The sequence below is a fragment of the Arthrobacter sp. UYCo732 genome (genome assembly GCF_040547265.1).
In the GTDB taxonomy this organism is placed as follows: domain Bacteria; phylum Actinomycetota; class Actinomycetes; order Actinomycetales; family Micrococcaceae; genus Arthrobacter.
In genome coordinates, this window is record NZ_JBEPPJ010000004.1 from 273,003 (window position 1) to 297,629 (window position 24,627).

A 24,627-nucleotide genomic window follows, 5' to 3' on the forward strand; every position below is an offset into this window, starting at 1 on the left:
GTCCGGAACGAATTCTGTGCGGGTTGCTAGATCTTGCTGACCTGGTTGAACGCCAGGGTGACCGGTGTTTCGCGTTCGAAGATCGACACCAGGACCACGAGGGTCTGGGATTCGATCTTGATCTCGGAGATCGTGGCGGGGAGGGTCTCGAACGGACCTTCCTTGACGATGACGGACTCGCCAACCTCGAAGTCGACGTCAACGGGGGTCTGCTGCTGCTTGTTGACCGGCTTGCCCTTTTCGGCCTGCTCTTCTTCGAAGACGGGGGCGAGCATGGAGAAGACCTCGTCGAGGCGCAGCGGCACGGGGTTGTGGGCGTTGCCCACAAAGCCGGTGACACCGGGAGTGTGGCGGACGGCGCCCCAGGAAGCATCCGTCAGATCCATGCGGACCAGGACGTAGCCGGGGATGCGGACGCGGTTGATGACCTTGCGCTGAGCGTTCTTGATCTCAACGACCTCTTCCATGGGCACCTGGATTTCGAAGATGTAATCTTCCATGTCCAGGGTCTGGATGCGGGTCTCAAGGTTGGCCTTGACGCGATTTTCGTAACCAGCGTAGGAGTGGATGACGTACCAGTCACCTTCCTGGCGGCGCAGCTTGGCTTTGAATTCATCGGCGGGGTCAACCTCGGCCTTGGCGGCCGCGGCTGCCAGGGCGTCTGCGTCAGCGTCGTCGCCCTCAGCAGCGTCGCCATCTGAGTCGGACTCCTCTTCAGAAGCGTCCTCCGCAGCTACATCCGCCGTAGCGGAATCCTCGGCAACGTCAGAATCGTCGTCGGAATCTGAATCGGGCGCAGCGGACTCAACCTCGGACTCTTCACCGGCTTCGACCGTGGGGGCCGCCGTGTTGTCCGTGGACTCCTCCAGCTCAGTCTCGGTTACCTCGAGCTCCTGCTCAGACACTTGGTCTCCTGCTTCCTCATTGCCTAACATGCCTATTTAAATGGCTCAATTCCGCACACCGGCATGGACTCCGTACCGGTTACCCGGTCTGTGCCACGCGGCCTGCGGACGGTGCGCCTTAGCGGTCCGTGGGAGCGATCCCGCCGAAGACCCAGCTGACCGCGGTTCCAAAACCGAGGTCCAGGATGCTGACGATCACCATCATGATGGCCACGAACACCAGCACCACGAGCGTGTAATTGATCAGTTCCTTGCGGGTTGGTGCAACAACCTTCTTCAGCTCGCCGATGACCTGGCGAACGAAGAGTGCAATACGGGCGAAGAAGTTTGCCTTGGCGTCCTTCTTAGCTGGCCGGCCCTTGGAGCTGCTGGCAGCTGTTTCGGTCACCTGGTCCTCGCTCATCTTTGCAATGTTGGATTACCCGGTCCTGATCAGAACCATGGTTACTGCGCGTGCTCCGGCTATTCGCCGGAACAGCTTGCGCAGGGCAGACAGGACTCGAACCTGCAACCTGCGGTTTTGGAGACCGCTGCGCTACCAATTGCGCCACTACCCTATGGGACGAAAAACGGGACCTGACACGTTTGCCAGCTTTCACTGGGGCGCACGTCATCATCCGTGTTTCAACACCGGAGAACCAGTCTACGCAACAACTTCGTCTACGTCGAACCAGCCCTCATTCCGGACCGTCGAATGTCATCGAGGGTGCCCCTGGCCTGCAGTCGCATCCTCGCCGGCAATCCGAACGATCCGCTGAACAGCATAGAGTAGATCTCGTCGAATTCCACCATCCAGCCACTGAGCTGCAAGCGAAGAACGGACCCGCCATGTCTTCCGCCCGCGTTTCCCAGCGCATATCCGCCATTGCCGAATCCGCAACCCTGGCCGTTGACGCCAAGGCCAAGGCGCTCAAGGCAGCAGGCCGGCCGGTAATTGGCTTCGGTGCGGGCGAGCCGGACTTCGCCACCCCGGACTACATCGTGAAGGCGTCCATTGAGGCCGCCGGCCAGCCCAAGTACCACCGTTACTCACCCGCCGGGGGCCTGCCGGAGCTGAAGAAGGCTATTGCGGAGAAGACACTGCGGGATTCCGGCTACACCGTGGACCCGTCCCAGGTTTTGGTGACCAACGGCGGCAAGCAGGCTGTGTACAACACCTTCGCCACACTGGTGGACCCGGGCGACGAAGTGATTGTGCCCAGCCCGTTCTGGACCACGTACCCGGAGGCAATCCGGCTCGCCGGCGGCGTCCCGGTTGACGTTTTCGCCGGCCCGGAGCAGGACTACCTGGTCACGGTGGAGCAGCTCGAAGCCGCTGTCACAGAGAAGTCCAAGATCCTGCTCTTCGTCTCACCGTCCAACCCCACCGGCGCCGTCTACTCCCCCGAGCAGGTTGCCGAGATCGGCAAGTGGGCCGCCGCCAAGGGCCTCTGGGTAGTCACCGACGAGATTTACGAGCACCTGACTTACGACGGCGTCCCGTTTACCTCCATCGCCACCGCGGCACCGGAACTGGGCGACAAAGTGGTCATTCTCAACGGCGTGGCCAAGACTTATGCAATGACCGGCTGGCGCGTCGGCTGGATGATCGGCCCGGCCGATGTCATCAAGGCCGCCACAAACCTGCAGTCCCACTCGACCTCGAATGTCTCGAACATCATGCAGATCGCCGCCCTCGCCGCCGTCTCCGGACCGCTGACCGCCGTCGACGAGATGAAGGTGGCCTTTGACCGCCGCCGCAAGGCGATCGTCGCCGGACTCAACGCCATTGACGGGGTGGAGTGCCCGACGCCGAAGGGCGCCTTCTACGTGTACGCGGACGTCCGCGGGCTGCTGGGGAAGGAATTCCCGACGGCGGCAGGCACCGCGACGCCGTCGACCTCCGCTGAACTGGCCGCCCTGATCCTGGACGAGGTCGAAGTTGCTGTGGTACCGGGCGAGGCCTTCGGCCCCTCCGGGTTCCTGCGGCTCTCCTACGCCCTGGGCGACGAGGACCTGGCCACAGGAGTGGCCCGGCTCCAGCACCTCCTCGGCAAAGCCAAATAGGACGCTCTCTCACTTCCTGCAAGAAAAAATCCAAACGCCCTGTCACTCTTCTTATGAGAGTGAGGGAGCGTTTGCGTTTAGGCCGCAGGAAGTGAGAGAGCGTTGGGGGCAAAGGCGCATCAAACGAGAGAGCGTTGGGTGGGGTTTAGAGGAGGCGGCGCTCCGCAGCCCACTTGGTCAGCTCGTGCCGGCTGGACAGCTGCAGCTTGCGCAGCACCGCGGACACATGGGTTTCCACCGTTTTGATGCTGATGAACAGTTCCCTGGCCACTTCCTTGTAGCTGTAGCCGCGGGCGATCAGGCGCATCACTTCGAGTTCGCGGGCGGAGAGCCTGTCGAGTTCATCGTCGGCGATGTCGGCCGGTGCGGTGCCGAAGGCATCAAGCACGAACCCTGCCAGCCGGGGCGAAAACACGGCGTCGCCACCCGCCACGCGGAACACGGCGTCAGTGATTTCTGCACCCGAGATGGTCTTGGTGACATAGCCGCGGGCCCCGGCCCGGATAACCGCCACCACGTCCTCGGCGGCGTCCGAGACGCTCAGGGCCAGGAACTTGGTGGTCGCCAACAGTGCTGCGGAGCCTGCGATGACTTCGCGTCCGCCGCCGCCCAGGCCACCCGGCAGGTGGACGTCCAGCAACACCACTTCGGGCCGCTCCTGGGCGATCACTGCGATGGCCTGCTCCACGGTGGCCGCCTCACCCACCACTTGGATGCTGGTGTCGAGGTCGGCCTTGAGGCCGGACCGGAATATGGCGTGGTCGTCCACGATCACCACCCGGACAGACTGTGCGCGGCGGATGGGCCCGGTGCCCTGTGAGTTGTTCATGATTTTCCTTCTGCGTTGTCCCGGTGTGGCGCCGGCAGGCCCAGCCGAACCTCGGTGCCGCCGGGGGTGCTGGTGATGGAGGCCGTCCCGCCGTGGCGCTTCATGCGTCCAAGGATCGATTCCCGGACCCCCAGCCGGTCTTCCGGCACCTCGTTGAGGTCGAAGCCGGGGCCCCGGTCCTTGACGAAGACCTCGGCGCGCCCGTCCGAGACCTCCAAATACACGGAAACGGTTCCGCCGCCGTGCCGGGACGCGTTCAGCATTGCCTCGCGGCTGGCCTGGACCAGTGCTTCGTGGGCCTCGGTAATGGGGGTATCGCCCACGCTCACCACTTCCACGGCGTTGCCCAGGACGTCCTCCACCTCGGCGGCGGTGGCCTTGATCCGGTCCGACAGCTGGCCGGCTTCCTTGCCAGGGTCCTGGAACAACCAGCCCCGCAGTTCCCGTTCCTGGGCCCTGGCCAGGCGGACCACGTCATGTTCGTTGGCGGCCCGCCGCTGGATCAGGGCCAAAGTCTGCAGTACGGAATCGTGGAGGTGCGCCGCGATCTCCGCCCGCTCTGTTTCGCGGATCCTGCCCGCACGCTCCGTTTCCAGGTCGCGCCAGAATTTGAGTGCCCAGGGCAGCAGCACCAGCAGCACGCCGCCCAGCACTGCCACCGAGGCCAGCAGCGCCAGCCAGGTCTGCTCCCAGGATCCGGAACCGGACACCATCACCAGCACGCCGGCCACCACCAGCGCGAGCCCGGCGGCAAGGCGCGCCCAGCCACCCGCCTGGTCTGCCTTGGTCTTGTCCACCAGACCGGCGCGGCGGGTCTCGTCGAGCTGCATCCAGGCGATGGCGGCACCGCCGAGCACGGCCGCAGCGGGAATGAGGGTCCCCAAGGGCACGTCCATGCCCAGTAGCTGGGCGATCATGATGCCCGCGACCAGCAGGAGGCCGGCTCCCAGCAGGATCTCCTTGCCGTACCGCATGCTGCGGAAACGGAACCAGGGCGGACTGGCGTCAGCACCGTACCCTGCCGAGGTCGGAACTCGAGCCCCGGAAACGCCCGGAGCATAGGCAGCGGCCGGGGCGGAAGCACCGGCGTCGGGCATTGCCCACGGTGCACCCGCAGCAGGCTGCCCCGAAAACTGCGACGCCGTTGCCGGCGGGGGCACGATGCTAACAGCCGGTGCAATGGGCGACGCCGGACGCCGGGCCAGGCGCCGGGCACTTTCGTCCGCGGTGGGGACCATGATCCACAGCCACGCGTAGAACGCCAGACCGGCACCGCCGGCGAGGGTTGCGAGCGCCATCCCGATCCTGACGTTTTTCACCGGCCAGCCCAGATGCGCCGCGAGTCCGGAGCAGACGCCCGCGATGACGCGGTCGGTGCTGCGGACCAGCGGGGGGCGGGTAAAGGCGGTGGTCATGGGTCAATCCAAGCACGGATCAGGGTTCCCCGGACCCGATTCCGGCCTGAACCGGGGGTAACTCAGGGACGAGTCAGGGTGTTCCCCAGTAGAGCCGCACGGCCCGGGACGGCAGGATCGAAGTATGAACTCCCAGACCCCTATCCCCGACGACGGCCAGCCCACGGAACCTCTCCCACCCCGCGGACCAGGCCAGCCCACCGACCCCCTCCTGCCGCCCCCGGCGGCGGGCCACTACGCAGGCCCCCAGGCACCTGGCCAGGCGAAGGATTTCTTCCCCTGGATCCGGAGCCACGGCATCCAGCGCGGACGCGACCGGTGGATAGGCGGTGTCGCCAGCGGCATCGCGCACCGGATGGGCATCGACCCGCTGATTGTCCGCGGCATCTTCATCGTGCTGACCCTCTTTGCCGGAGTGGGCGTTCTGCTGTACGGCATCGCCTGGGCCCTCCTGCCCGAGCCCGACGGCCGCATCCACGTCCAGGAGGCGGGTGCCGGCCGGTGGACCAGCGGCATGACCGGCGCGCTGATCACCACCGTGGTGGGCCTCACCGGACTGGGCGGCGGATTCTGGGGCTGGAGCCACAACGGCTTCGGCGGATTCCTCTGGACCGTCTTCTGGGTGGGCGGCGCCATCTACCTCATCTACTACCTGACGCAACGCAACAAGGTCCGGAACGGAGCTCCCATGAACGCCACACCTCCGGCCGGAGCCGGCGGCAACGCCGCTTTCGCGGCCTCATATCCCACAGCCCCGTACACCACCGCCCCGTACACGTCGCCCTACGCTGCAACTGATACGGGCTCGGCGGGGAATCCTCCGTACACACCAACGCCGCCTTCCGGCACCACTCCGCCCCCCGGCGGCGCGTTCCCCGGCGGTGACACCTACGGCGGCGGCTACGGCGACGGCTACCAGCCGCCCCAAGGCCCGGCGCCGGCACCGCACGTCCGCCCCTCCGGACCCGGCGCCCCCGCCGTGGCAATCACCGCCGGCGCGGCGCTCCTGGTGGGCGGTGGACTGAAAGCCCTCGACGCCGCCAACGTGATCAACCTCGGCGATTCCGCCAACGCGATTGTGTGGGCCGCCGGCGCAGCGGTTGTGGGCCTGGGCATCCTGATCGCAGGCCTCCGCGGCAAGACGGCCGGAATCCTCAGCCTTTTCGCTGTGGCGGCCCTGATCACCGGCGGAATCTACAGCGTGGTGGGCAACGGCGACAGGGTCAGCTTCACCGAAGTCGACTGGACGCCCGCGAGCATTGAACAAGCCCGGGACGGCATCAATGTCACTGCCGGCCGCGGCACCTTTGACCTCACCGGGATGAACGTCACCGCCCCGCTGCCATCCGACGTCGTGGTTCCCCTGGGCGTCACGGCCAGCAACGTCACGGTGGTCCTCCCGCACAACGTCCCCGTGGCAATCAAGGCCGACATGACCATGGGCAACATCCACGACGGCGCCGGCAACCGCAGCGGCATCACCACCCGGGAAAGCCGCTACAACACCGACAAGCCCGGAGCCAGCCTGATCGTGGAGATCGACGGCACCTTCAGCAACATCACTATCGAGGAAGGAAACTGACATGGGCAGCTCAAATCCGGCATCGGATCCAGACACGTCAGAAAGCACGACGGCGGCAGGCCAGTCCGGAGCCGACGCACCGCCGCAGCAATCCGCCCGTGTAGGCACCATCGTCTGGGCCCTCATCGTCCTGGCGCTGGCCGCACTCATCATCGTCGCGCAGTTGGGTGTGGTGACCCTGAACGGCACCTATGTCCTGATCGGGCTCATGATCGGGGCCGGTGCGGCGCTGGTGGTGGGCGGCCTGCTGTCGGCCCGGAAACGTGACAACGAACCCACAACAAGGAAGTCTTGAGCCATGGACAAGTTCTTCAGCATCGTCAGGGGCTTCGGCCTGAAACGCGGGCCGGAACGCTGGCTGGGCGGCGTCTGCGGCGGCATCGCAGCCAAGCTCAACGTGGATGCGGCGTTCGTCCGGATCGCCTTCCTGGTCTTCTGCCTTCTCCCCGGTCCCGCAGTCGTCTTCTACCTCGCGGCCTGGCTGGTCCTTCCTGACCAGGGGAACTCCATCCCGTTGCAGAACTTCCTGGACCGCCGTTCCATCCGCTGACCACCCAGCAAACAAGGCCTCGAGCCCCTGTTCCGGAGAGATTCCCTCTCTGGGACGGGGGTCTTTTGTAACCGGTTTGTGTCGTAACGCACACCGCCGACTACAATCTAGGTGAGCTCAGCGTGGCGCTCTGCCCGTACCCCCTTAGCAGCAGGATTGAGCAGAGACATGAAAATCGGAATTCTTACCAGTGGTGGCGACTGCCCGGGACTGAACGCCGTCATCCGCGGCGCCGTCCTCAAAGGTATCGCCATCCACGGCCATGAATTCGTCGGCTTCCTGGACGGCTGGCGCGGTGTCGTTGAAGGCGACATCATCGATATCCCCCGCACCATGGTCCGTGGCATCGCCAAGCAGGGCGGCACCATCCTGGGCACCTCCCGCACCAACCCCTTCGAAAACGGCGGCGGACCTGAGGTCATCAAGGCCCACATGCATCGCCTGGGCATCGACGCCATCATCGCGATCGGCGGCGAAGGCACCCTGGCTGCCGCGAAGCGCCTCACGGACGCCGGCCTCAAGATCGTGGGCGTCCCCAAGACCGTGGACAACGACCTCGACGCCACCGACTACACCTTCGGATTCGATACCGCAGTCCAGATCGCCACCGAGGCCATCGACCGCCTCCGGACCACGGGAGAGTCCCACCACCGCTGCATGATCGCCGAAGTCATGGGCCGCCACGTGGGCTGGATTGCCCTGCACGCCGGCATGGCCGCCGGCGCCCACGCCATCCTGATCCCGGAGCAGAAAGTCAGCATCGAACAGATCACCGAATGGGTCCAGGAAGCCCATGACCGTGGCCGCGCGCCGCTGGTTGTTGTGGCCGAGGGCTTCGTTCCGGACCACATGGAATCCCCCCACTCCGAGCGCGGCCTGGACACCTTCGGCCGGCCCCGCCTGGGCGGCATCGCGGATCAACTCGCCCCGGAGATTGAGGCCCGCACCGGCATCGAGACACGTGCCACCATCCTGGGCCACATCCAGCGCGGCGGCGTTCCGTCCGCGTTCGACCGCGTCCTGGCGACGCGCCTGGGCATGGCGGCCATCGACTCAGTGGTGGAGGGCTATTGGGGCACCATGGTGGCGCTCAAGGGCACCGACATCGAGCACGTCGGCTTTGAGAAAGCCCTGGGCCAGCTGAAGACGGTGCCGCAGAAGCGCTACGACGAAGCGGCCGTCCTGTTCGGCTGAGCCGCGCACGCCACCTAGGCTGGGGATATGACTCTTGAGCCAGGTTCCGCTGCCATTATCCAGCTCGCTTGGGCCCGGCATTTGGGGCTCGACGACGGCGCTTTCGCTGCAGCCCTGACCTCCGGCGAGCGGGTGGTCAGGGCCGACGAAGCGGCTAAGACAGTGGAATTCGTCAGGCTTTTCGGCAGCTCAGCCTTGGTGGGTCCGCAGTGGGTGATTGACGCCGCCGTGGGAATCCCCGACGACGAGCTGGCCCAGCACGTGACCCTCCTGACCCTGACCCGGTCGCACGGCGGCCACGGCCTGGGTGCTGCCGCCCTGTTCTTTGCCGACGATCTGCCGCTCCGCCAGCCGTCCGAGGAGCTCACCGTCTCCCACGGCAACCCTGAGGCGATCGAGCTGGAAGGTCTTTGCCCACCCGACGACGTCAACGAAGTGGGGCTGTCCGAGCTCGAATACCGCTACACCATCGTTCACGACGTCGACGGCCGGCGGGTCCCGGTGGCGTGCGGTGCCTACACGGAATGGGAAGGTCTGCTGGGCCATCTCGGAGTCTTGGTGGATCCTGAGTGGCGCCGGCGCGGGCTGGGCTCGCTGGCGGCGTCGATCGCCGCCCATGAAGCACTTGCTGCCGGGCTGACCGTCCAGTGGCGGGCAGAGGTCAGCAATACCGGGGCGGTTGCCCTGGCGCGGCAGCTGGGCCTGACCACCGGCGGCATCCAAACCAGCGCGCAGCTGGGCTGACGGTGCCCTGCCCTGCCGGGCTCAGCTTGCCCGGCTCGCGCCTTCTGCAGAGGTATCCGAAGAAGCGGGCTGGCCGCCCCATCCCGGCACCTCTTTCGGCTTGGCGAAGAACAGTGCCACGGCCGCACCAACCAGGATGACGGCGGCTGGCAGCAGAATGGACTGGCCCATCGCCGTCGAGAAGCCCTCGTGGAGGGCATCCGGCAGCCGACCCGAGAATTCCTTGGCCCCCCCGCCGCTGCCCCCCGCCGGCAGCTCTGCGGCGAGGCGCGCCTGGATCAGCACCGCGATGGCCGCGCTTCCCAGGACGGCTCCGATCTGGCGGGTCGTGTTGTAGACCCCCGACCCGGCGCCGGCCTGCCGCGGTGGCAGGTTGCGCGTCGCCGTCGAGCTTAAAGGCGCCCAGATCCCTGCGTTGGCGAAGCCCAGAACGGCGCTGGGCAGCAGGAACATCAGGATGGGGGTATCAGGGTGCATCAGGGCCGAATTCCAGGCCAGGGCTACTGCCATCAGTACCAGACCACCGGCGGTGATGTATTTGGGGTTGACGCGGTCGATGATTTTGCCCACCACGGGCGCCAGTCCCCCGGAGATCACCGCCATGGGAACCATCATCAGCGCCGATTGGGTGGGCGTCAGGCCGCGGACCAGCTGGTAGTAGAAGATGAGCGGCAGCGCGAAGGCCGTGATGGCGAAGCCAACGGTGGTGATCCCGATGTTTGCCAGGGAAAAGTTGCGGTCCCGGAACAGGTCCAGCGGCAGCAGCGGCTCGCCCTTGTTTAGCCGCTGCCAAACGATGAAGCCGGCGAGCACCACGAGTCCTGCGATGATCAGGCCCCAGACGCTGATGGGGCCGGCGATGGTCCCCCAGTTGTACGTCTCACCTTCCTGGATGCCGAACACCAGGAGGAAGAGCCCGACGGCGCTGAGCAGCACACCCGGAAGGTCGAACTTATGGGGGTGCGTGGCGAGGGACGGCACAAGGCGCCAGGCGAGGATGAAGCCCACAATTCCCACCGGCACATTGATAAAGAAGATCCATTCCCAGCCCAGGCTGTCCACCAGGACTCCACCCAGAATTGGTCCCACCAGGGTGGCGACTCCGGCCGTCGCACCCCACAGTCCCATGGCTGCGCCCCTGCGGTCAGGCGGGAAAATTCTGGTGATCACCGCCATGGTCTGCGGGGTCATGATGGCTGCGCCCAGTCCCTGCAGGATCCGGGCCGTGATCAACGTCTGGATATCGCCGGCCAGCCCGCACCACAGGGACGCGAGGGTGAAAACCACCAGGCCAATCAGATAAAGGTTTTTGGGCCCAAAGCGGTCACCCAGCCGGCCCGTGACCAGCAGCGGCACGGCGTAGGCCAGCAGGTACGCACTGGTCACCCAGATGACGGCGTTGATGTCAGCGTTGAGTCCCTCCATGATGCGGGGGTTTGCCACGGAGACAATCGTGGTGTCGATCAGGATCATAAAAAATCCGATGACCAGTGACCACAGGGCTGGCCACGGCCGGGCTACATTTTCCACGGGTCAGTTTCCTATCAGTTCGAGGATTTCAGTCCGGGCGAACATCTTTGCGGCGTCCCGGGCGGAGGGCGTGCCGGCGTCGGGATCCGCACCGGCGTCCAGGAGCAGCCGGGCAACATCGGTGTACCCCTTGAAGGCGGCACCGGCCAGCGGCGTCTGGCCGCGGTCGTTGGCTGTGTCGGCCCCGGCTCCATGTCGCAGGATCAACTGCACAGTCTCCGCGTGGCCATGGTAGGCCGCCAGCATCAGCAGGGAGTCACCGGCCGAGTTGGTCATAGTTGCCGGTGCTCCGGCTTCGAGGTACACGCTCAGGAGCCCGGTGTCTCCCTCACGGGCGGCCTGGAATAGCTTGTGTGCCAGGGCCACGGCTTCATCGTCGGGTGTCTGGGAGCCTGCTGCGGCGGGGCCGGGTGCGGCGTGGTCGGTCATGAGCGGGTCCCCTTCAAGAATCCAGTCTGGCGCCCCACGACCTGGCCGGCGTCGGGAGCAACAATCACTTCCTGGGCTGCGATGTAGGGCTCCTCACCGTCCAGCACCGTCAGTACTTCATCCGGCGCCACGGAGCGCTTGATGACAGCCAGGGCAACAGGACCCATCTCGTAGTGCTGGGCCACGGAGGTTACCGTCCCGACCTTTCGCCCGCCGAGCATGACCAGGCTGCCCGGTGCAGGCATGGTGTGCTGCGATCCGTCGAGCTGCAGGAACACCAGGCGCCGCGGCGGATGGCCCAGGTTGTGCACCCGTGCGATGGTTTCCTGGCCCTTGTAGCAGCCCTTGGCCAGGTGCACGGCGGTGCGGAGGAGGTCCAGTTCGTGCGGAATGGTTTTGTCGTCAGTTTCCGCGCCGAGCCGCGGGCGCCAGGCAGCGACGCGGAGGGCTTCGGCGGCCAGCATGCCGGCGAGCGGCCGGTCCCCGACGGTCTGCGCCAGCTCGGCGGCCGGTACCAGATACTCGATCCACGGCCGGTCCAGCCCGGGGTGCTCAGCCTCCGCCACGACGGAATACGAGTAACCGCCTGCGCCAACATGGGGCCAGGGATCACGCCAGGCCAGCAGGCCGGACCACTCCGCCACGTCTTTGGTGGAGCCGAGCACTGCCCAGTCGCCGGAGACGTCGTTGATTTCAACGCGGAGCATGAACTTCATTTTGTTCAGCCACTCAGCCAAGGGCCCCGCCTCGGCGGCCTCCACGATCAGCCAGGTGGTCCCGCCGTCGTCCACTACCCGGGCGTCAAATTCGATCCGGCCCTGGATGCTCAGCAGGAGCAGTTCGCTGGAATCCCCCGGCTGCAGGCCGGTCACCTGCTGTGAGGACAGCGTGTTCAGCCAGGTCAGCCGGTCCGGACCGCTGACGGTTACCACGCCGCGGTGGGAAAGGTCGACGACGGCGGTACCGGCCGCGAGCGCGCGCTGCTCGCGCAGGGGCTCACCGTAGTGGGATGCGACGCCGGCGTCCGCACCGGCGGCCTCGACGGCGCCAGGGCGCGACAGGAGTGGGCTGGGGGTAGTCATACTGGGGGCAACGTCCTTGGGTTGGTGGGTATTCCGGTTTCGGGAGGCTCAACCACCGTCGGCGGCTAGCGGTATTCCGGATTTTCAAAATCGAAGCGGGTACCGGCTTTCCATTCTTCCGGAAGGTTGCCATAGGCAGGAATCCCGCCGGCATCCTTGAGCATCCTGGCGAAATGCAACAGGTTCCAGGTCATAAAGGTGGTGTTGCGGTTGGTGAAGTCGGACTCGGGGCCGCCGGAGCCTTCGTCCAGGTAGCTAGGCCCGGGGCCTACGGGTCCGATCCATCCGGCGTCGGACTGCGGCGGGATGGTGAAACCGATGTGCTGCAAGCTATACAGCACGTTCATGGAACAGTGTTTGATGCCGTCTTCGTTGCCGGTGATCAGGCAGCCGCCCACTTTCGGGTAGAACACCCATTGGCCCTTGCTGTTCAGTTCCCCCGAATGGGCATAGAGCCGTTCAATCAGCTTCTTGGTCTGGGAGGAGTTGTCGCCCAACCAGATGGGGCCGCCCACCACCACAATGTCGGCCTCTTCAACTGCGGGGTACAGGTCCGGCCACTCATCGGTTGGCCAGCCGTGCTCGGTCATGTCCGGATACACACCGCTGGCGATGTCGTGATCGACCGTCCTGATCACACGCGTGCTGACGCCCTGTTTTTCCATGATGAGGCGGCTGACCTGTATCAGGCCCTCTGTGTTGCTGGTCTCGGGTGAGCGTTTCAGCGTCCCATTGAAGAACAAAGCCTTCAGATCGCTGTAGTCCGTGGAGTTCTGTTGTGCTGCCATGATGCTCCCTGGTTCACTCGTACGGGTTCCCCTGTACGGACGGTGAAAGTGTGGAAACTAAGTCTACTGACGGCCTGCGACGCTGTGCCGGATCAGGAGACTTTTTTCAGGAAGGCCGAAGCGTGCGCTTCCAGCCCTGAACCGGGCTGCCCCGTGCCACCTGTGGCAACGTCCCAGCGCCACAGCAGGTTCCCGTCCACCAGGCCGAAGATCCGGGTGGCGGCGCTATAATCCTTCGAATGACTGCCCCGCATGACCATATCCGTGGTGAGCTGGATCTGAGGGCCCTTGATCTGACCGTAGTACAGCTCAGAGATCCCGCCCGGGTGGGCGATGGAAACCGAGATATCGAAACCGCCGTCCTTGTTGCGCAGGGCTTCGACTTCCTCGGCGCTCTTAAGTGCCGGTACGATATCCGCCGGAACCAGGCCCGGACCGCCGTCGGCGTCAAGCTGTTTGCGCTCCAGGGCCCAGAAACCGGCCTCAACGGTCAGCGGCCGCAGGCGAGTGCCGTCGTCGGCCGTTAACCAGGTCTCCGCACGGTACTGCAGGTAGGGCAGCCCGTTGTGCGTGAAGGAAACGTGCTGGACGAAGTGTTCCGAATCCTCGTCACCGCTGCCAAGACGGCCGTTCCCTTCCCACTCACCAATGAGCCAGGAAAGCGGAACAAGTTCCGGTGTCAGGTCTGTGGGAATCTCAATCGGCACAACAATTACCTCAGGAAAAGGCTAGCTCCGGAACAGGTTTACTTCTGGCCTTTGAAGAGGCGGTAAACCACAAAGCCGGCGAACCAGGCCATGGACAGGCTGGCGATGCCGAGCAGGACAAGGAAGAAGATTTCAAATGCAAGTACGGACATGATGCCATCCTAACCTTTAGTAGATGAGTAGTTTGTCGATGAAGTAGGCAAGGGAGCCCACAGCGGACACAGGTGCCAGACCCATGCTAAGGGCCGCAGCGAAATTCAGCGGACCACCGCGGAGTGTGACGAGCCGCCGGAAGCTGACCAGGACAGCCCCGACCACCACGCCGCAGATGGCTGCGGGCGGCACGGCAAGGTCTGACAGGACCAGGCCGGCGAGTGGCCCGGCCAGGCCTGCCAAGGCGATACCCAGCGGAGCCACAACCCGGTCCGGCCACCGGATCAGGCCGGCGAGCAGTGCCACGGCGGCGCTGATGGCCGCCACCAGCATCATTTCTCGGACACCATTAAAGCGGGCGCCGGCAATCCAGCCTGCGCCCAGGCAGGAGAGGAGCACGCCGGCGCAGCAGCCCAAGGTGGATTCGAGCCGCTTGGCCTGGCCGGTGCCGCGGATGAGCTGCACCACAAAGACGGCCATCATTCCCAGCGCCATAAAGGCCGGTGTCCAGTCCAGGAGGCCGGGAGCCGGGAGAAGCCCGGCACCGAGCGCGGACCCGACGCCGGGCAGCGCTATGACGGCGGCAAGGGTCTTCTTCGCAGGGATGCCGAGGAAATGGGGCCAGCCAATGCCCACCCCCACGGCATTGGCGATTGCGACGCCGACGAGTGCCTCACGCGAGACATACACGCCGGCGATGATTGCCACGAGCCCTGCAATGCCAATAAGTCCAATGACCCACGAGCCCAGTGCTCGCGGCGGGGTCCGCATATCCGCGCCCGCACGGGGCCTGCCGGTTTCGGTTCGCCGGTTCTGCTCTGCACTCACTTCGCTGCATTCCCAATCTGGCTGTGGACCCGGCGGCTCTGCCCTCCGCGTCAGGGCATTCTGCCCCATGGCTCAATCCTGCCCTATGTCACCTGGATATGTCGTAAATCGAACGTCTCCGCAGGCGGAATCCCTGTTGGATGGAGGGCCGTTCGGTATACTCAAAGTTCAGCTACGCTTCCTGCAACGGTTGCCGGCCGGATAGATCTTTAGCCGGCCAAGGCCTGAGCAGTGAGCTGGTACCGGCCGGTGAAAACCCGGTTCAGTCGCCCGAAGATGCGCGGACGCCCCTTGGAGGAACAATGTCGCACATCCTGCTATTGACGAACAGCACTGGTTCATCGGTGGACATCCTGCCTGCCCTCGAATTACTGAACCATCGTGTGCACATCCTCGCCGCTGAGCCCACCGCCCTACTGGAGACCGATCCATGCGACATCGTGCTCCTGGACGCCCGCAAGGACCTGGTGGGCGCCCGCTCCCTGACCCAACTGCTGAAGGCGACCGGCTTAAGCGCCCCGCTGATGCTCATCCTCACTGAAGGCGGCATGGCGGCAGTTTCCTCGGCCTGGGCCGTGGACGACATCGTCCTCGATTCGGCCGGCCCCGCCGAAGTGGAAGCGCGCATCAGGTTATCGGTGGCGCGGGCCGTTCCCGAAAAGGAAGACGCCCCCACGGAGATCCGGGCCGCAGGCGTGGTTATCGATGAGGCCAGCTACACCGCCCGCGTCAACGGCGCACCCCTGAACCTGACGTTCAAGGAATTTGAACTCCTCAAGTACCTGGCGCAGCACCCCGGCCGCGTTTTCACCCGCCAGCAGCTGCTCACCGAGGTGTGGGGCTATGACTACTACGGCGGCACGCGCACTGTGGATGTCCACGTCCGCCGCCTACGCGCCAAACTCGGTGCCGACCACGAGAACCTGATCAGCACCGTCCGCAACGTCGGCTACCGCCTCACCCTGGTGCGGCAGCAGGAAGACGAGCTGACGGAAGCCTGACAGCCGGCGTCGAAATTCCAAAGCAGCAGCCCCGGGCCTGTGGTCCGGGGCTGCTGCTTTGTGGAAACGTTGTTGGTGGAGGACATACGGGTCGAACGTATCGAGGCCACCCCACTGGTGGATCCCCCTCGCCCGGCGGTCTCTTGCCGGTGAGTTACTGACTATACGTAACCGCCGGGTACACATCAAATCCGGGGGCACGTTCCGGCCCGGGCGTATAGCCTAGCCTCATGAGTCCTGCGCACCCGGAAAAATGGCCCGTCCTCGTTGTCCACGGTGGGGTGGATGACCAACTGCTGAAGGATTGCCTGGGGCTCCTGGCAGCCGCCGAGGAATCCGACGGAAACCCGTCCCTGTCCGAGCAGACAGTAGTGACGCTCCGCGCCGGCGATGCAGCCGAACACTCGCTCCTGACCCTTGCCCTCTACGCCCCGGACGAAGATTCAGACCCCTCCTCCGGCCAGGACCTCGCCGGAGTCGCCTTAGTGGTGGAGGAGGGCGACGGCGACGGCGTACTGGAAATCGCCGTCCACCCCAGCTACCGCAACCAGGGCGTGGCAGACCGCCTTGTGGGTGCACTGCAGTCAGGGCGGGGTTTGGACGGCCTGAAGGCCTGGTCCCACGGCAACCATGAGGCGGCCGCGGACCTCGCCGCCCGCTACGGCTACGGCCCGGTGCGCGAGCTTTGGAAGATGAGGCTGACGACCGCCACGGCTGAACTGCCCGACGTCGACCTTCGGGACGGAGTCGCGCTCCGCGCCTTTGCACCAGGCAAGGATGAAGACGGCTGGCTTGCAGCGAACCGCGCCGCCTTCGCGCACCATCCTGAGCAGGGTTCCCTGACCCGGGCGGACCTGGACGCCCGGATGGCTGAGGACTGGTTTGATCCCGCCGGTTTCTTGCTGGCCGAGGACACAGCGGGTCAGCTGTTGGGTTTCCATTGGACCAAGGTCCACCCGCGGCATGGGTCTCACCCTGCGATCGGTGAGGTCTACGCGGTGGGCGTGACGCCGGCCGCGCAGGGCATGGGTCTGGGCAAGGCTCTCACCGTTGCCGGAATCAGGTATCTGCAGGGCCTGGGGCTCCAGGCCGTCATGCTCTACACGGATGCGGACAACGCCCCGGCAGTATCCCTCTACCGCGGACTGGGGTTCACCCGCTGGGATATGGATGTGATGTACGGGCCCGTGATTACGGGCCTAGGAGCCCTCCGGTGAGTTAGCCCACTCGCCTTACATTTGGCGACTGTTGGTCCTAATTCCAAGGCCTCTGGACCGGCTTTGATTGTAAGGTTGGTAGAGAACCGCGCCGGCCCTGGGCCAGCAGCAAGCGCCAGGCAAGAGGAGACACCATGAAACCGGAACCCGCGGGAACAGTCACGTCCGAGGCCGCTTCAGTGCCGGCGCGGGCCCGCTTCGGTTCATCCGAGGTGCCTGCCTCGCGCGCCACGCAGGACCGGATCGACATCCCTGAGTTTGCCCCCAACCCGGTGCCCGAAGGTGACATCCGTCCCGACCGGTTCCTGGACCGCGAGCTCAGCTGGCTCGCTTTCAACTCCCGGGTGCTGGAGTTGGCCGAGGATCCTAACCTCCACCTGCTGGAACGCGTCGCCTTCCTGTCCATTTTTGCGTCCAACCTGGACGAGTTCTTCATGGTCCGTGTTGCCGGCCTGAAACGGCGCATCGCCACCGGCCTCGCTGTGCCCTCCCCCGCCGGGTCCAGCCCGGTAGAGGTGCTCGAAGAAATCGGCGACGAAGCCCACCGCCTCCAGCAGCGCCACGCCCAGGTCTACGCGGAGCAGATCCGGCCCGCACTGGCCTACGAGCACATCCACCTGATGCATTGGGACGAACTGGACGACACCGCCAAGCAGCACCTCAGCACGATGTTCGCCGAAAAGGTCTTCCCCATCCTGACGCCGCTGGCTGTGGACCCGGCGCACCCGTTCCCGTATATCTCGGGACTCTCACTGAATCTCGCCGTCGTGGTGCGCAACCCCGTCAGCGACAAGGAACTCTTCGCCCGCCTCAAGGTTCCGGACCAGCTTCCCCGCCTGATTTCCATCGACGGTCCGCGCGCCGGTGCCGTGGCCGGACGCGTGGCACGCTTTATCGCCTTGGAAGAGGTCATCGCCGTCCACCTGGACAAGCTCTTCGCCGGGATGGAAGTCCTGGAGCACCACATCTTCCGTGTCACCCGCAACGAGGACCTGGAGGTGGAAGAGGACGACGCCGAGAACCTCCTGCAGGCGCTGGAGAAGGAACTCCTGCGCCGCCGTTTTGGCCCGCCCGTCCGACTCGAGGTCACCAACGACATCAACCCGAACATTCGCGCGCTGCTGATCCGCGAACTGGGCGTGGAAGAGTCGGAGGTCTACTCGCTTCCGGCTCCGCTCGACCTCCGCGGGCTGTCCGTCATTGCCGGCATTGACCGCGCGGACCTGCACTACCCGAAGCACATGCCCCACACGTCACGGTTCCTCAACGAGTCCGAGACGTCCAAGGCTGCCAACGTTTTCTCGGCCATGCGACGCCGCGACATCCTGCTCCACCACCCGTACGACTCCTTCTCCACCTCCGTGCAGGCGTTCCTGGAACAGGCGGCGGCGGACCCCAAGGTCCAGGCAATCAAGCAGACCCTGTACCGGACCTCGGGCGACTCCCCCATTGTTGACGCCCTGATCGATGCGGCCGAGGCGGGCAAGCAGGTGCTGGCTCTGGTGGAGATCAAGGCCCGGTTCGATGAGCAGGCCAACATTTCCTGGGCCCGCAAGCTCGAACAGGCCGGCGTCCACGTGGTCTACGGCATCGTGGGTCTGAAGACCCATTGCAAGCTGTCGCTGGTGGTCCGCCAGGAAGTGGACGGGCTGCGCCGCTACTGCCACATCGGCACCGGCAACTACCACCCCCGCACGGCCCGCTATTACGAGGACCTTGGCCTTCTCACAGCCAACGAGCAGGTGGGCGAGGACCTTTCCAAGCTGTTCAACCAACTCTCCGGCTACGCGCCCAAATCCACGTTCAAGCGCCTGCTGGTGGCTCCCCGCTCCGTCCGCTCCGGGCTTATTGACCGGATCGAGACCGAAATCCGCAACGCGCGTGCCGGTCGGGCCGCACGCGTGCAGATCAAGGTGAACTCCATGGTGGATGAGGCCATCATCGACTCCCTCTACCGCGCCTCCCAGGCCGGCGTGATGGTGGACGTCATTGTGCGCGGCATCTGCTCCCTGCGTCCCGGTGTCCCCGGCCTCAGCGAAAACATCACTGTGCGTTCGGTACTGGGCCGCTTCCTGGAACACTCCCGCGTGTTCGCCTTTGCCAACGGCGGGGGGCCGGTGGTCTACATCGGCTCGGCCGACATGATGCACCGCAATCTGGACCGCAGGGTGGAGGCGCTGGTCCAGCTGTCGAATCAGGAAGACATCACCTACGTCCTAGATTTGCTGCGCCGCTACATGGACCCGGAGACGGCCAGCTGGCACCTGGACAACGACGGCATGTGGAACCGCCACCACATTTCCGAGGACGGTACGCCCCTCGACGACATCCAGTCCTGGCTGCTGGCATCGCGCGACCGCCAGCGCAGCTTGAGCCGGCGGTAGGGCCCGCGTTGTCGAGCGACATCCTCGTAGCAGACCAGACTGACCATCCCGGGGAAGCCGTCGCGGTAGTCGCGGCCGGCGCCATCCCGTGGCGAAGCAACTCCGAGGGCCTTGAGGTCCTCCTGATCCACCGGCCCAGGTACGACGATTGGTCCTGGCCCAAGGGCAAGATCGACGCCGGCGAGACCCTTCCAGAATGCGCCGCACGTGAGGTGCGCGAGGAGATCGGGCTTTCCGCGCCCTTGGGCATCCCTCTGCCTCCCATCCACTACCACGTGGCCTCGGGCCTCAAGGTGGTCCACTATTGGGCGGTGAAAGTCAACGGCGCGCGGCTCGTTCCTGACGGCAAGGAGGTGGACCGTGTGGTGTGGTGCGACCCCGAAACCGCCGCCGGGCTGCTGACCAATCCGTCCGACGTCGTCCCCTTGCAGCATCTGCAGGCCGCCTACAAAAACGACCATTTGGACACCTGGCCGCTGATAGTGGTGCGGCACGCCAAGGCCAAGCCACGCTCATCCTGGTCCAAAGCCGAAGGTGAGCGGCCTCTGGCGGCCACCGGAATCCGGCAGGCGCAGGCCGTCGGCCGGCTGTTGCAGGTCTGGCAACCGCCGCGCGTGGTCACCAGCCCCTGGCGGCGCTGCGTGTCCACGGTGGCGCCCTATCTGAGGGCTTCCGGCGCGAAGGTCAAACTGGTGGACGCACTGACGGAACACCGCCATGCCCGCACCCCAAAAAAGACGGCGGCAGTCATCGACTCGCTTCTGGACAAGCAGCAGCCCGTGGCCATCTGCACACACCGGCCCGCTTTGCCCACCCTGCTGGCCCAGTTGGGCAAACAGATGCCGGGCCGGCTGCGAGCGCTTCTGCCGAATTCAGACCCCTACCTGTCGCCCGGAGAACTGGTGGTATGCCACGTGGCCGTCAACCACAAGCAACGCATCGTGGCGGTGGAACAGTTCAAGCCTTTTGACGACTGAGGTGGCCGGGCGCGTGCCGGAAGCGGTGACTGCCGCCATCGACCTTTTGGTCAATGCGGGCCGCGACGCACGGCTAACGATCAGCTGTTGCTCGACCTGGTCCGCGGGAAGCTGCGACGAGGCTGAACTGAGGAGTGAAACTCGCTCGAACGAGCGCCGGGAGCGGACGTGGTTGTGCGGTCCCGGTAGACTTTAGCGGTGAGCATCCCAACGCCTTATGAAGACCTCCTGCGTGACGTCCTGGCACATGGCACGCACAAATCGGACCGCACGGGCACCGGCACCACCAGCGTTTTCGGCCGCCAGATCCGCTTCGACCTGGCCAAAAGCTTCCCGCTGATCACCACGAAGCGGGTTCATTTCAAGTCCGTTGCCGTTGAACTCCTGTGGTTCCTGCGTGGCGAATCGAACGCGAAGTGGATGCAGGACCAGGGCGTGACCATCTGGAATGAGTGGGCCGATGCCGAGGGCGAGCTCGGGCCCGTCTACGGCGTCCAGTGGCGCAGCTGGCCCACCCCTGACGGCGGGCACATAGACCAGATCGCCGAATTGGTGGAGAATCTCAAATCCAACCCGGATTCGCGCCGGCATATCGTGTCCGCTTGGAACGTTTCCGAGCTCAAGGACATGGCGCTGCCCCCGTGCCACGCGTTCTTCCAGTTCTATGTGGCGGACGGCAAACTGTCCTGCCAGCTGTACCAGCGGTCCGCCGACATGTTCCTGGGCGTGCCCTTCAACATTGCCTCCTATGCCCTGCTGACATGCATGATTGCGCAGCAGGTTGGGCTGGAATTGGGTGAGTTTGTCTGGACCGGCGGCGATGTGCACATCTACGAGAACCACATGGACCAGGTCCTCAAACAGTTGGACCGCGAAGCATACGAATACCCCCAGCTGAAGATCACCCGGAAGCCGGCCTCGATCTTCGACTACACGCTGGAAGACTTCGAAGTGGTGGGCTACCAGCACCACCCCACCATCAAGGCTCCGATCGCCGTATGAGCACCGAAAACACAGCAGATCCCCAGTCCTTCACGGACGAACTCGCTGGCTCCGTTACCGGCGTCGGCCTGGTGTGGGCGCAGACCTCCGGCGGTGTGATCGGCAAGGACGGCGACATGCCGTGGAACCTGCCCGAAGACATGAAGCACTTCACCCGACTCACCACGGGCCACCCGGTCATTATGGGTCGCAAAACTTGGCTGTCCTTCCCGGAAAAGTACCGTCCGCTGCCCGGCCGGACGAATATCGTGATCACCCGGCAGAAGACCTGGGGCGAATCACCTGAGGCGGAGGACGCCGTCGTGGTTCCCTCACTGGACGATGCGCTCCTTGAGTCGCAGTTCGTTGACGGCGGCGAGACGGTGTGGATCCTGGGCGGGGGCGAAGTCTTCCGCCAGTCCACCGAAATTGCCAACGTCGCCGTGGTCACCACTATCGATGTTGAGGCCGACGGCGACACGTTTGCTCCCGAGCTCGATGAGACGTGGGAGGCGGCCGCGTCAGTCCCCCCGGACGGGTGGCTGACGGCAGCCAACGGAACGCGGTACAGGTTTACCAAATGGGTTAGGACGCAGGGCTGAGATGTTGAAGAAACCGGAAACATTGTTTGTGCTGGGCTATATGCTCTTGCCGCTGCTCGCGCTGCTTTCTGCGATTGTTGGGCTGACCATGATCCTGGGCGGCAACAAGATCGCCGGAGCCATCGTGCTGGTGATCGTGACGCAGGCTTTCGCGTTTGGCGCCTTCTTCGCGCTGCGCGCCCGCAAGGCTGCCGTGCTCGAGGAAAGTAACCGGCGCTGACACGTTCATCTGGGGCCGGCCGGCTGGCAGCAGGGACCAATGGGGAGTACACCCCATCGCAGCCCGGCAGCGCCGCTATTAGCGTTGTGCAGGCAGCATAGAATCCCGCTGCTGGACTTTTGGGGGAAGGTACGTCGTGTCAGGAAACATGTGGGACGCCGACGTCGCGGCCCTTCGGACGCTGGCGCAGCAGTTCGGCCGGGCATCCGACGCACTGCTTCAGCAGTTGGCGTAGCTAAGCAACCAGATCAACAGCACCCCTCCATGGACGGGCCAGGACGCTGCTTCCTTCCGTGCCGACTGGAACGCCAACCACAGGGCGCTGCTCCAACGTGCTGCCTTAGAGCTCAGGCAGGAGTCCAAAAAGCTGCTGGAGAACGCCAACGAGCAGGAGAAGGCCAGCAAGGGCGGAGGGGCGGGCAGTTCCGGTCGGAGCGTCTCGGCGGGTGTCCCGGCAGGTGCCCTCACGTCTGTTTCGAGCCCGTTGGGCCCCGAATGGATCTCCGGTGCGAATTCACCGTTCCCCAGCGGCTGGGACGCGTACAGCGGTATCCTCGGCCTGAAAGGCGTCCCCCTCGGGCTCCGGGATATCTCCCACTTCGTCGCCCGGCACGGCGACGACGTCTCGGACTTGTGGCGGTCCGGGGACCAGCTTGCGGCATTGCGCCGGGCCGTAGACAAGGACTTGTGGGAGGCCGCGGCCCGGTCTGACACTCTCCGCCGCGCATTTTCCGGGACCTATGATCTTCTCAGCGCCAAATTCGGCGATTTCACCCAACTTGCCCGCGGCGCTGGGGCCGTCGATCTCGGCCCGTGGGCAAAGTTCGGCCCGAACTCAGCAGGGCACGTCCTTGGCGGACTAAGCGTGGGCCTTGATGGTCTGGACACCGTCAACGCGGCCATCAGTGGTGAGACCGGCGACGCTATGCGGTCAGGGCTGAAACTGCCCCCGGCGTCGGCTCCTTCTTCCCGTCCCCCGTTGGTGTCGCCTGCATGGTTGTCGGCGGCGCCTGGGCCGCCGTCGAGCTGATCCCGGGGGTCAGTAACGTGGGGCGGGAGCGGCGGGCGTCAAAGTCGCGGCGCCTCCGCGGGCTGCCCAGACCCCGGTTCGCGCTGACCGATGACATGGCCCGTAATTGGTTCGAGGCAAACCCTTCAGCGATCCTAATCCCCCGCGGGAATTTCCCGGACAGCACGCGTCCGTTCCCGGGTGAAGGGAACCACCGAGACTAGTGACGTAACCGGCTGCGCCCTGCCGGTTACGACGTCTAAACTGTACGAATGACTACAGCAGCTACCCCCTCCGTCGGCCTGGTCGGATGGCGCGGCATGGTCGGCTCCGTCCTGATGCAGCGCATGCAAGACGAGGGCGACTTCGCCAACCTCAACCCGGTGTTCTTCTCCACGTCCAACGCAGGAGATGCCGCCCCGACTCTTGCCGGTGCTGCCGCCGGCGCGGCCGGCCAGCTCGAAGACGCGTTCGACGTCGCCACCCTGGCGAAGCTGCCCATTATTGTGACCGCCCAGGGCGGGGACTACACCAAGCGTGTGCACACCGAGCTGCGCGGCCGCGGCTGGGACGGCCTCTGGATCGACGCGGCCTCCACCCTGCGCATGAACGACGACTCGATCATCGTGCTGGACCCGATCAACCGCGACGTCATCGACAAGGGCCTGGTCAACGGCACCAAGGACTACATCGGCGGCAACTGCACCGTGTCCTGCATGCTGATGGGCCTGGGCGGGCTGTTCAAAAACGGCCTCGTCGAGTGGGGCACGTCCATGACGTACCAGGCTGCCTCCGGCGGCGGCGCGCGGCACATGCGCGAGCTGCTCAGCCAATTCGGCACGCTCAACGCCGAGGTCAGCTCGGAACTGGACGACCCGGCGTCGGCCATCCTCGAAATCGACCGCAAGGTCCTCGCCCACCAGCGCACCGACATCGACGCCACCCAGTTTGGCGTGCCGCTGGCCGGTTCCCTGATCCCCTGGATCGACGCGGACCTGGGCAACGGCCAGTCCAAGGAAGAGTGGAAGGCCGGGGTGGAGACCAACAAGATCCTGGGCACCTCGGACGAAAACCGCATCATCATGGACGGCCTGTGCATCCGGATCGGCGCCATGCGCTCCCACTCCCAGGCGCTGACACTGAAGCTCCGCGAGGACCTGTCCGTGACCGAGATCGAGAAGCTCCTGGCCGATGACAACGAGTGGGCGAAGGTCATCCCCAACACCAAGGAAGCCTCCATGGGCGGGCTGACCCCGGTAGCAGCGTCCGGCACGCTGGATATCCCGGTCGGCCGGATCCGCAAGATGGAAATGGGTCCGGAGTACATCAGCGCGTTCACCGTGGGCGACCAGCTGCTCTGGGGCGCCGCCGAGCCGCTGCGCCGCATGCTCAACATCGCCACCGGGAACCTATAGGCTCCTGCCTCACAACTCCATTACGAGCGGCCCTGGCCC

At 65.2% G+C, this 24,627-nt stretch carries 25 protein-coding genes and 1 tRNA gene; 15 read left to right on the forward strand and 11 right to left on the reverse strand.

Annotated elements, in window-relative coordinates; translation table 11 throughout:
* Nucleotides 1-26 precede the first annotated feature (26 nt).
* From nusG to ABIB45_RS09305, 3 genes are all read right to left on the reverse strand, one after another.
* Nucleotides 27-905, reverse strand: coding sequence for a transcription termination/antitermination protein NusG (gene nusG / locus ABIB45_RS09295; protein ID WP_354215563.1), 879 nt, complete (start codon nucleotides 903-905; stop codon nucleotides 27-29).
* Between the two features lie 118 nt (nucleotides 906-1,023).
* Nucleotides 1,024-1,308 carry a preprotein translocase subunit SecE gene (gene secE, locus ABIB45_RS09300; RefSeq protein ID WP_354215564.1) on the reverse strand — a complete coding sequence of 95 codons (285 nt, stop codon included), beginning with the start codon at nucleotides 1,306-1,308 and terminating at the stop codon, nucleotides 1,024-1,026.
* An 81-nt stretch (nucleotides 1,309-1,389) separates the two neighbouring features.
* Nucleotides 1,390-1,462: transfer RNA gene (locus ABIB45_RS09305), tRNA-Trp, on the reverse strand.
* Nucleotides 1,463-1,733: 271 nt separating this feature from the next.
* Here ABIB45_RS09305 and ABIB45_RS09310 point away from each other — a divergent pair.
* Nucleotides 1,734-2,951: a pyridoxal phosphate-dependent aminotransferase gene (locus tag ABIB45_RS09310; RefSeq protein WP_354215565.1), complete on the forward strand. Its 1,218-nt coding sequence runs from the start codon at nucleotides 1,734-1,736 to the stop codon at nucleotides 2,949-2,951.
* 145 nt (nucleotides 2,952-3,096) lie between these two features.
* Here the strand turns inward: ABIB45_RS09310 and ABIB45_RS09315 are convergent, their stop codons facing one another.
* Nucleotides 3,097-3,780 (reverse strand): LuxR C-terminal-related transcriptional regulator, encoded by a 684-nt coding sequence (locus tag ABIB45_RS09315; protein ID WP_354215566.1) that lies wholly within the window; start codon nucleotides 3,778-3,780, stop codon nucleotides 3,097-3,099.
* The gene (locus ABIB45_RS09320; protein WP_354215567.1) at nucleotides 3,777-5,195 is read right to left on the reverse strand and encodes an ATP-binding protein; all 1,419 of its coding nucleotides are present in this window, start codon (nucleotides 5,193-5,195) and stop codon (nucleotides 3,777-3,779) included. Before ABIB45_RS09320 ends, ABIB45_RS09315 begins: the two co-directional genes overlap by 4 nt.
* A 124-nt stretch (nucleotides 5,196-5,319) precedes the next feature.
* On the opposite strand from ABIB45_RS09320, the gene ABIB45_RS09325 reads away from it, so the two are divergent.
* The 5 genes from ABIB45_RS09325 to ABIB45_RS09345 all read left to right on the forward strand — a co-directional run bounded on the left by ABIB45_RS09325 (nucleotide 5,320) and on the right by ABIB45_RS09345 (nucleotide 9,265).
* The gene (locus ABIB45_RS09325; RefSeq protein WP_354215568.1) at nucleotides 5,320-6,777 is read left to right on the forward strand and encodes a PspC domain-containing protein; all 1,458 of its coding nucleotides are present in this window, start codon (nucleotides 5,320-5,322) and stop codon (nucleotides 6,775-6,777) included.
* A 1-nt stretch (nucleotide 6,778) separates the two neighbouring features.
* Nucleotides 6,779-7,072 (forward strand): hypothetical protein, encoded by a 294-nt coding sequence (locus ABIB45_RS09330; protein ID WP_354215569.1) that lies wholly within the window; start codon nucleotides 6,779-6,781, stop codon nucleotides 7,070-7,072.
* Between the two features lie 3 nt (nucleotides 7,073-7,075).
* Nucleotides 7,076-7,327 carry a PspC domain-containing protein gene (locus ABIB45_RS09335; protein WP_354215570.1) on the forward strand — a complete coding sequence of 84 codons (252 nt, stop codon included), beginning with the start codon at nucleotides 7,076-7,078 and terminating at the stop codon, nucleotides 7,325-7,327.
* Between the two features lie 168 nt (nucleotides 7,328-7,495).
* Nucleotides 7,496-8,521: an ATP-dependent 6-phosphofructokinase gene (locus ABIB45_RS09340; protein ID WP_354215571.1), complete on the forward strand. Its 1,026-nt coding sequence runs from the start codon at nucleotides 7,496-7,498 to the stop codon at nucleotides 8,519-8,521.
* A 27-nt stretch (nucleotides 8,522-8,548) separates the two neighbouring features.
* Nucleotides 8,549-9,265 (forward strand): GNAT family N-acetyltransferase, encoded by a 717-nt coding sequence (locus ABIB45_RS09345; protein WP_354215572.1) that lies wholly within the window; start codon nucleotides 8,549-8,551, stop codon nucleotides 9,263-9,265.
* 21 nt (nucleotides 9,266-9,286) lie between these two features.
* Here the strand turns inward: ABIB45_RS09345 and ABIB45_RS09350 are convergent, their stop codons facing one another.
* The 6 genes from ABIB45_RS09350 to ABIB45_RS09375 all read right to left on the reverse strand — a co-directional run bounded on the left by ABIB45_RS09350 (nucleotide 9,287) and on the right by ABIB45_RS09375 (nucleotide 14,725).
* Entirely contained in the window at nucleotides 9,287-10,795 is a 1,509-nt protein-coding gene (locus ABIB45_RS09350; protein ID WP_354215573.1) for a DHA2 family efflux MFS transporter permease subunit, read from the reverse strand.
* Between the two features lie 3 nt (nucleotides 10,796-10,798).
* On the reverse strand, nucleotides 10,799-11,224 hold the full coding sequence (locus ABIB45_RS09355) for an ankyrin repeat domain-containing protein (protein WP_354215574.1): 426 nt from the start codon (nucleotides 11,222-11,224) through the stop codon (nucleotides 10,799-10,801).
* Nucleotides 11,221-12,306, reverse strand: coding sequence for a CAF17-like 4Fe-4S cluster assembly/insertion protein YgfZ (ygfZ, locus tag ABIB45_RS09360; RefSeq protein ID WP_354215575.1), 1,086 nt, complete (start codon nucleotides 12,304-12,306; stop codon nucleotides 11,221-11,223). The genes ABIB45_RS09355 and ygfZ overlap by 4 nt, the downstream gene beginning before the upstream one ends.
* 65 nt (nucleotides 12,307-12,371) lie before the next feature.
* Nucleotides 12,372-13,094, reverse strand: a complete 723-nt coding sequence (locus ABIB45_RS09365; RefSeq protein WP_354215576.1) for a flavodoxin family protein — start codon at nucleotides 13,092-13,094, stop codon at nucleotides 12,372-12,374.
* Nucleotides 13,095-13,186: 92 nt separating this feature from the next.
* The gene (locus ABIB45_RS09370) at nucleotides 13,187-13,801 is read right to left on the reverse strand and encodes a nitrobindin family protein (protein WP_354215577.1); all 615 of its coding nucleotides are present in this window, start codon (nucleotides 13,799-13,801) and stop codon (nucleotides 13,187-13,189) included.
* 168 nt (nucleotides 13,802-13,969) lie between these two features.
* Nucleotides 13,970-14,725, reverse strand: a complete 756-nt coding sequence (locus ABIB45_RS09375) for a permease (protein ID WP_502914523.1) — start codon at nucleotides 14,723-14,725, stop codon at nucleotides 13,970-13,972.
* Between the two features lie 359 nt (nucleotides 14,726-15,084).
* On the opposite strand from ABIB45_RS09375, the gene ABIB45_RS09380 reads away from it, so the two are divergent.
* The 9 genes from ABIB45_RS09380 (at nucleotide 15,085) to asd (ending at nucleotide 24,588) form a co-directional block, all read left to right on the forward strand.
* Nucleotides 15,085-15,783, forward strand: a complete 699-nt coding sequence (locus ABIB45_RS09380; RefSeq protein WP_354215578.1) for a winged helix-turn-helix transcriptional regulator — start codon at nucleotides 15,085-15,087, stop codon at nucleotides 15,781-15,783.
* Between the two features lie 230 nt (nucleotides 15,784-16,013).
* Nucleotides 16,014-17,000, forward strand: coding sequence for a mycothiol synthase (gene mshD / locus ABIB45_RS09385; RefSeq protein ID WP_354215579.1), 987 nt, complete (start codon nucleotides 16,014-16,016; stop codon nucleotides 16,998-17,000).
* Between the two features lie 134 nt (nucleotides 17,001-17,134).
* Complete coding sequence (locus ABIB45_RS09390) at nucleotides 17,135-19,384, forward strand: RNA degradosome polyphosphate kinase (protein ID WP_354215580.1); 2,250 nt, start codon at nucleotides 17,135-17,137, stop codon at nucleotides 19,382-19,384.
* An 8-nt stretch (nucleotides 19,385-19,392) separates the two neighbouring features.
* A complete protein-coding gene (locus tag ABIB45_RS09395) occupies nucleotides 19,393-20,361 on the forward strand; it encodes an NUDIX hydrolase (protein ID WP_354215581.1) in 969 nt (322 codons plus the stop codon).
* A 198-nt stretch (nucleotides 20,362-20,559) separates the two neighbouring features.
* Nucleotides 20,560-21,363: a thymidylate synthase gene (locus ABIB45_RS09400; RefSeq protein WP_354215582.1), complete on the forward strand. Its 804-nt coding sequence runs from the start codon at nucleotides 20,560-20,562 to the stop codon at nucleotides 21,361-21,363.
* Entirely contained in the window at nucleotides 21,360-21,944 is a 585-nt protein-coding gene (locus tag ABIB45_RS09405) for a dihydrofolate reductase (protein WP_354215583.1), read from the forward strand. Before ABIB45_RS09400 ends, ABIB45_RS09405 begins: the two co-directional genes overlap by 4 nt.
* A 1-nt stretch (nucleotide 21,945) precedes the next feature.
* A complete protein-coding gene (locus ABIB45_RS09410) occupies nucleotides 21,946-22,164 on the forward strand; it encodes an NF038396 family protein (protein WP_354215584.1) in 219 nt (72 codons plus the stop codon).
* 484 nt (nucleotides 22,165-22,648) lie between these two features.
* Nucleotides 22,649-23,194: a hypothetical protein gene (locus ABIB45_RS09415; RefSeq protein ID WP_354215585.1), complete on the forward strand. Its 546-nt coding sequence runs from the start codon at nucleotides 22,649-22,651 to the stop codon at nucleotides 23,192-23,194.
* 251 nt (nucleotides 23,195-23,445) lie between these two features.
* Complete coding sequence (gene asd / locus ABIB45_RS09420) at nucleotides 23,446-24,588, forward strand: aspartate-semialdehyde dehydrogenase (RefSeq protein WP_354215586.1); 1,143 nt, start codon at nucleotides 23,446-23,448, stop codon at nucleotides 24,586-24,588.
* Nucleotides 24,589-24,627 lie beyond the last annotated feature (39 nt).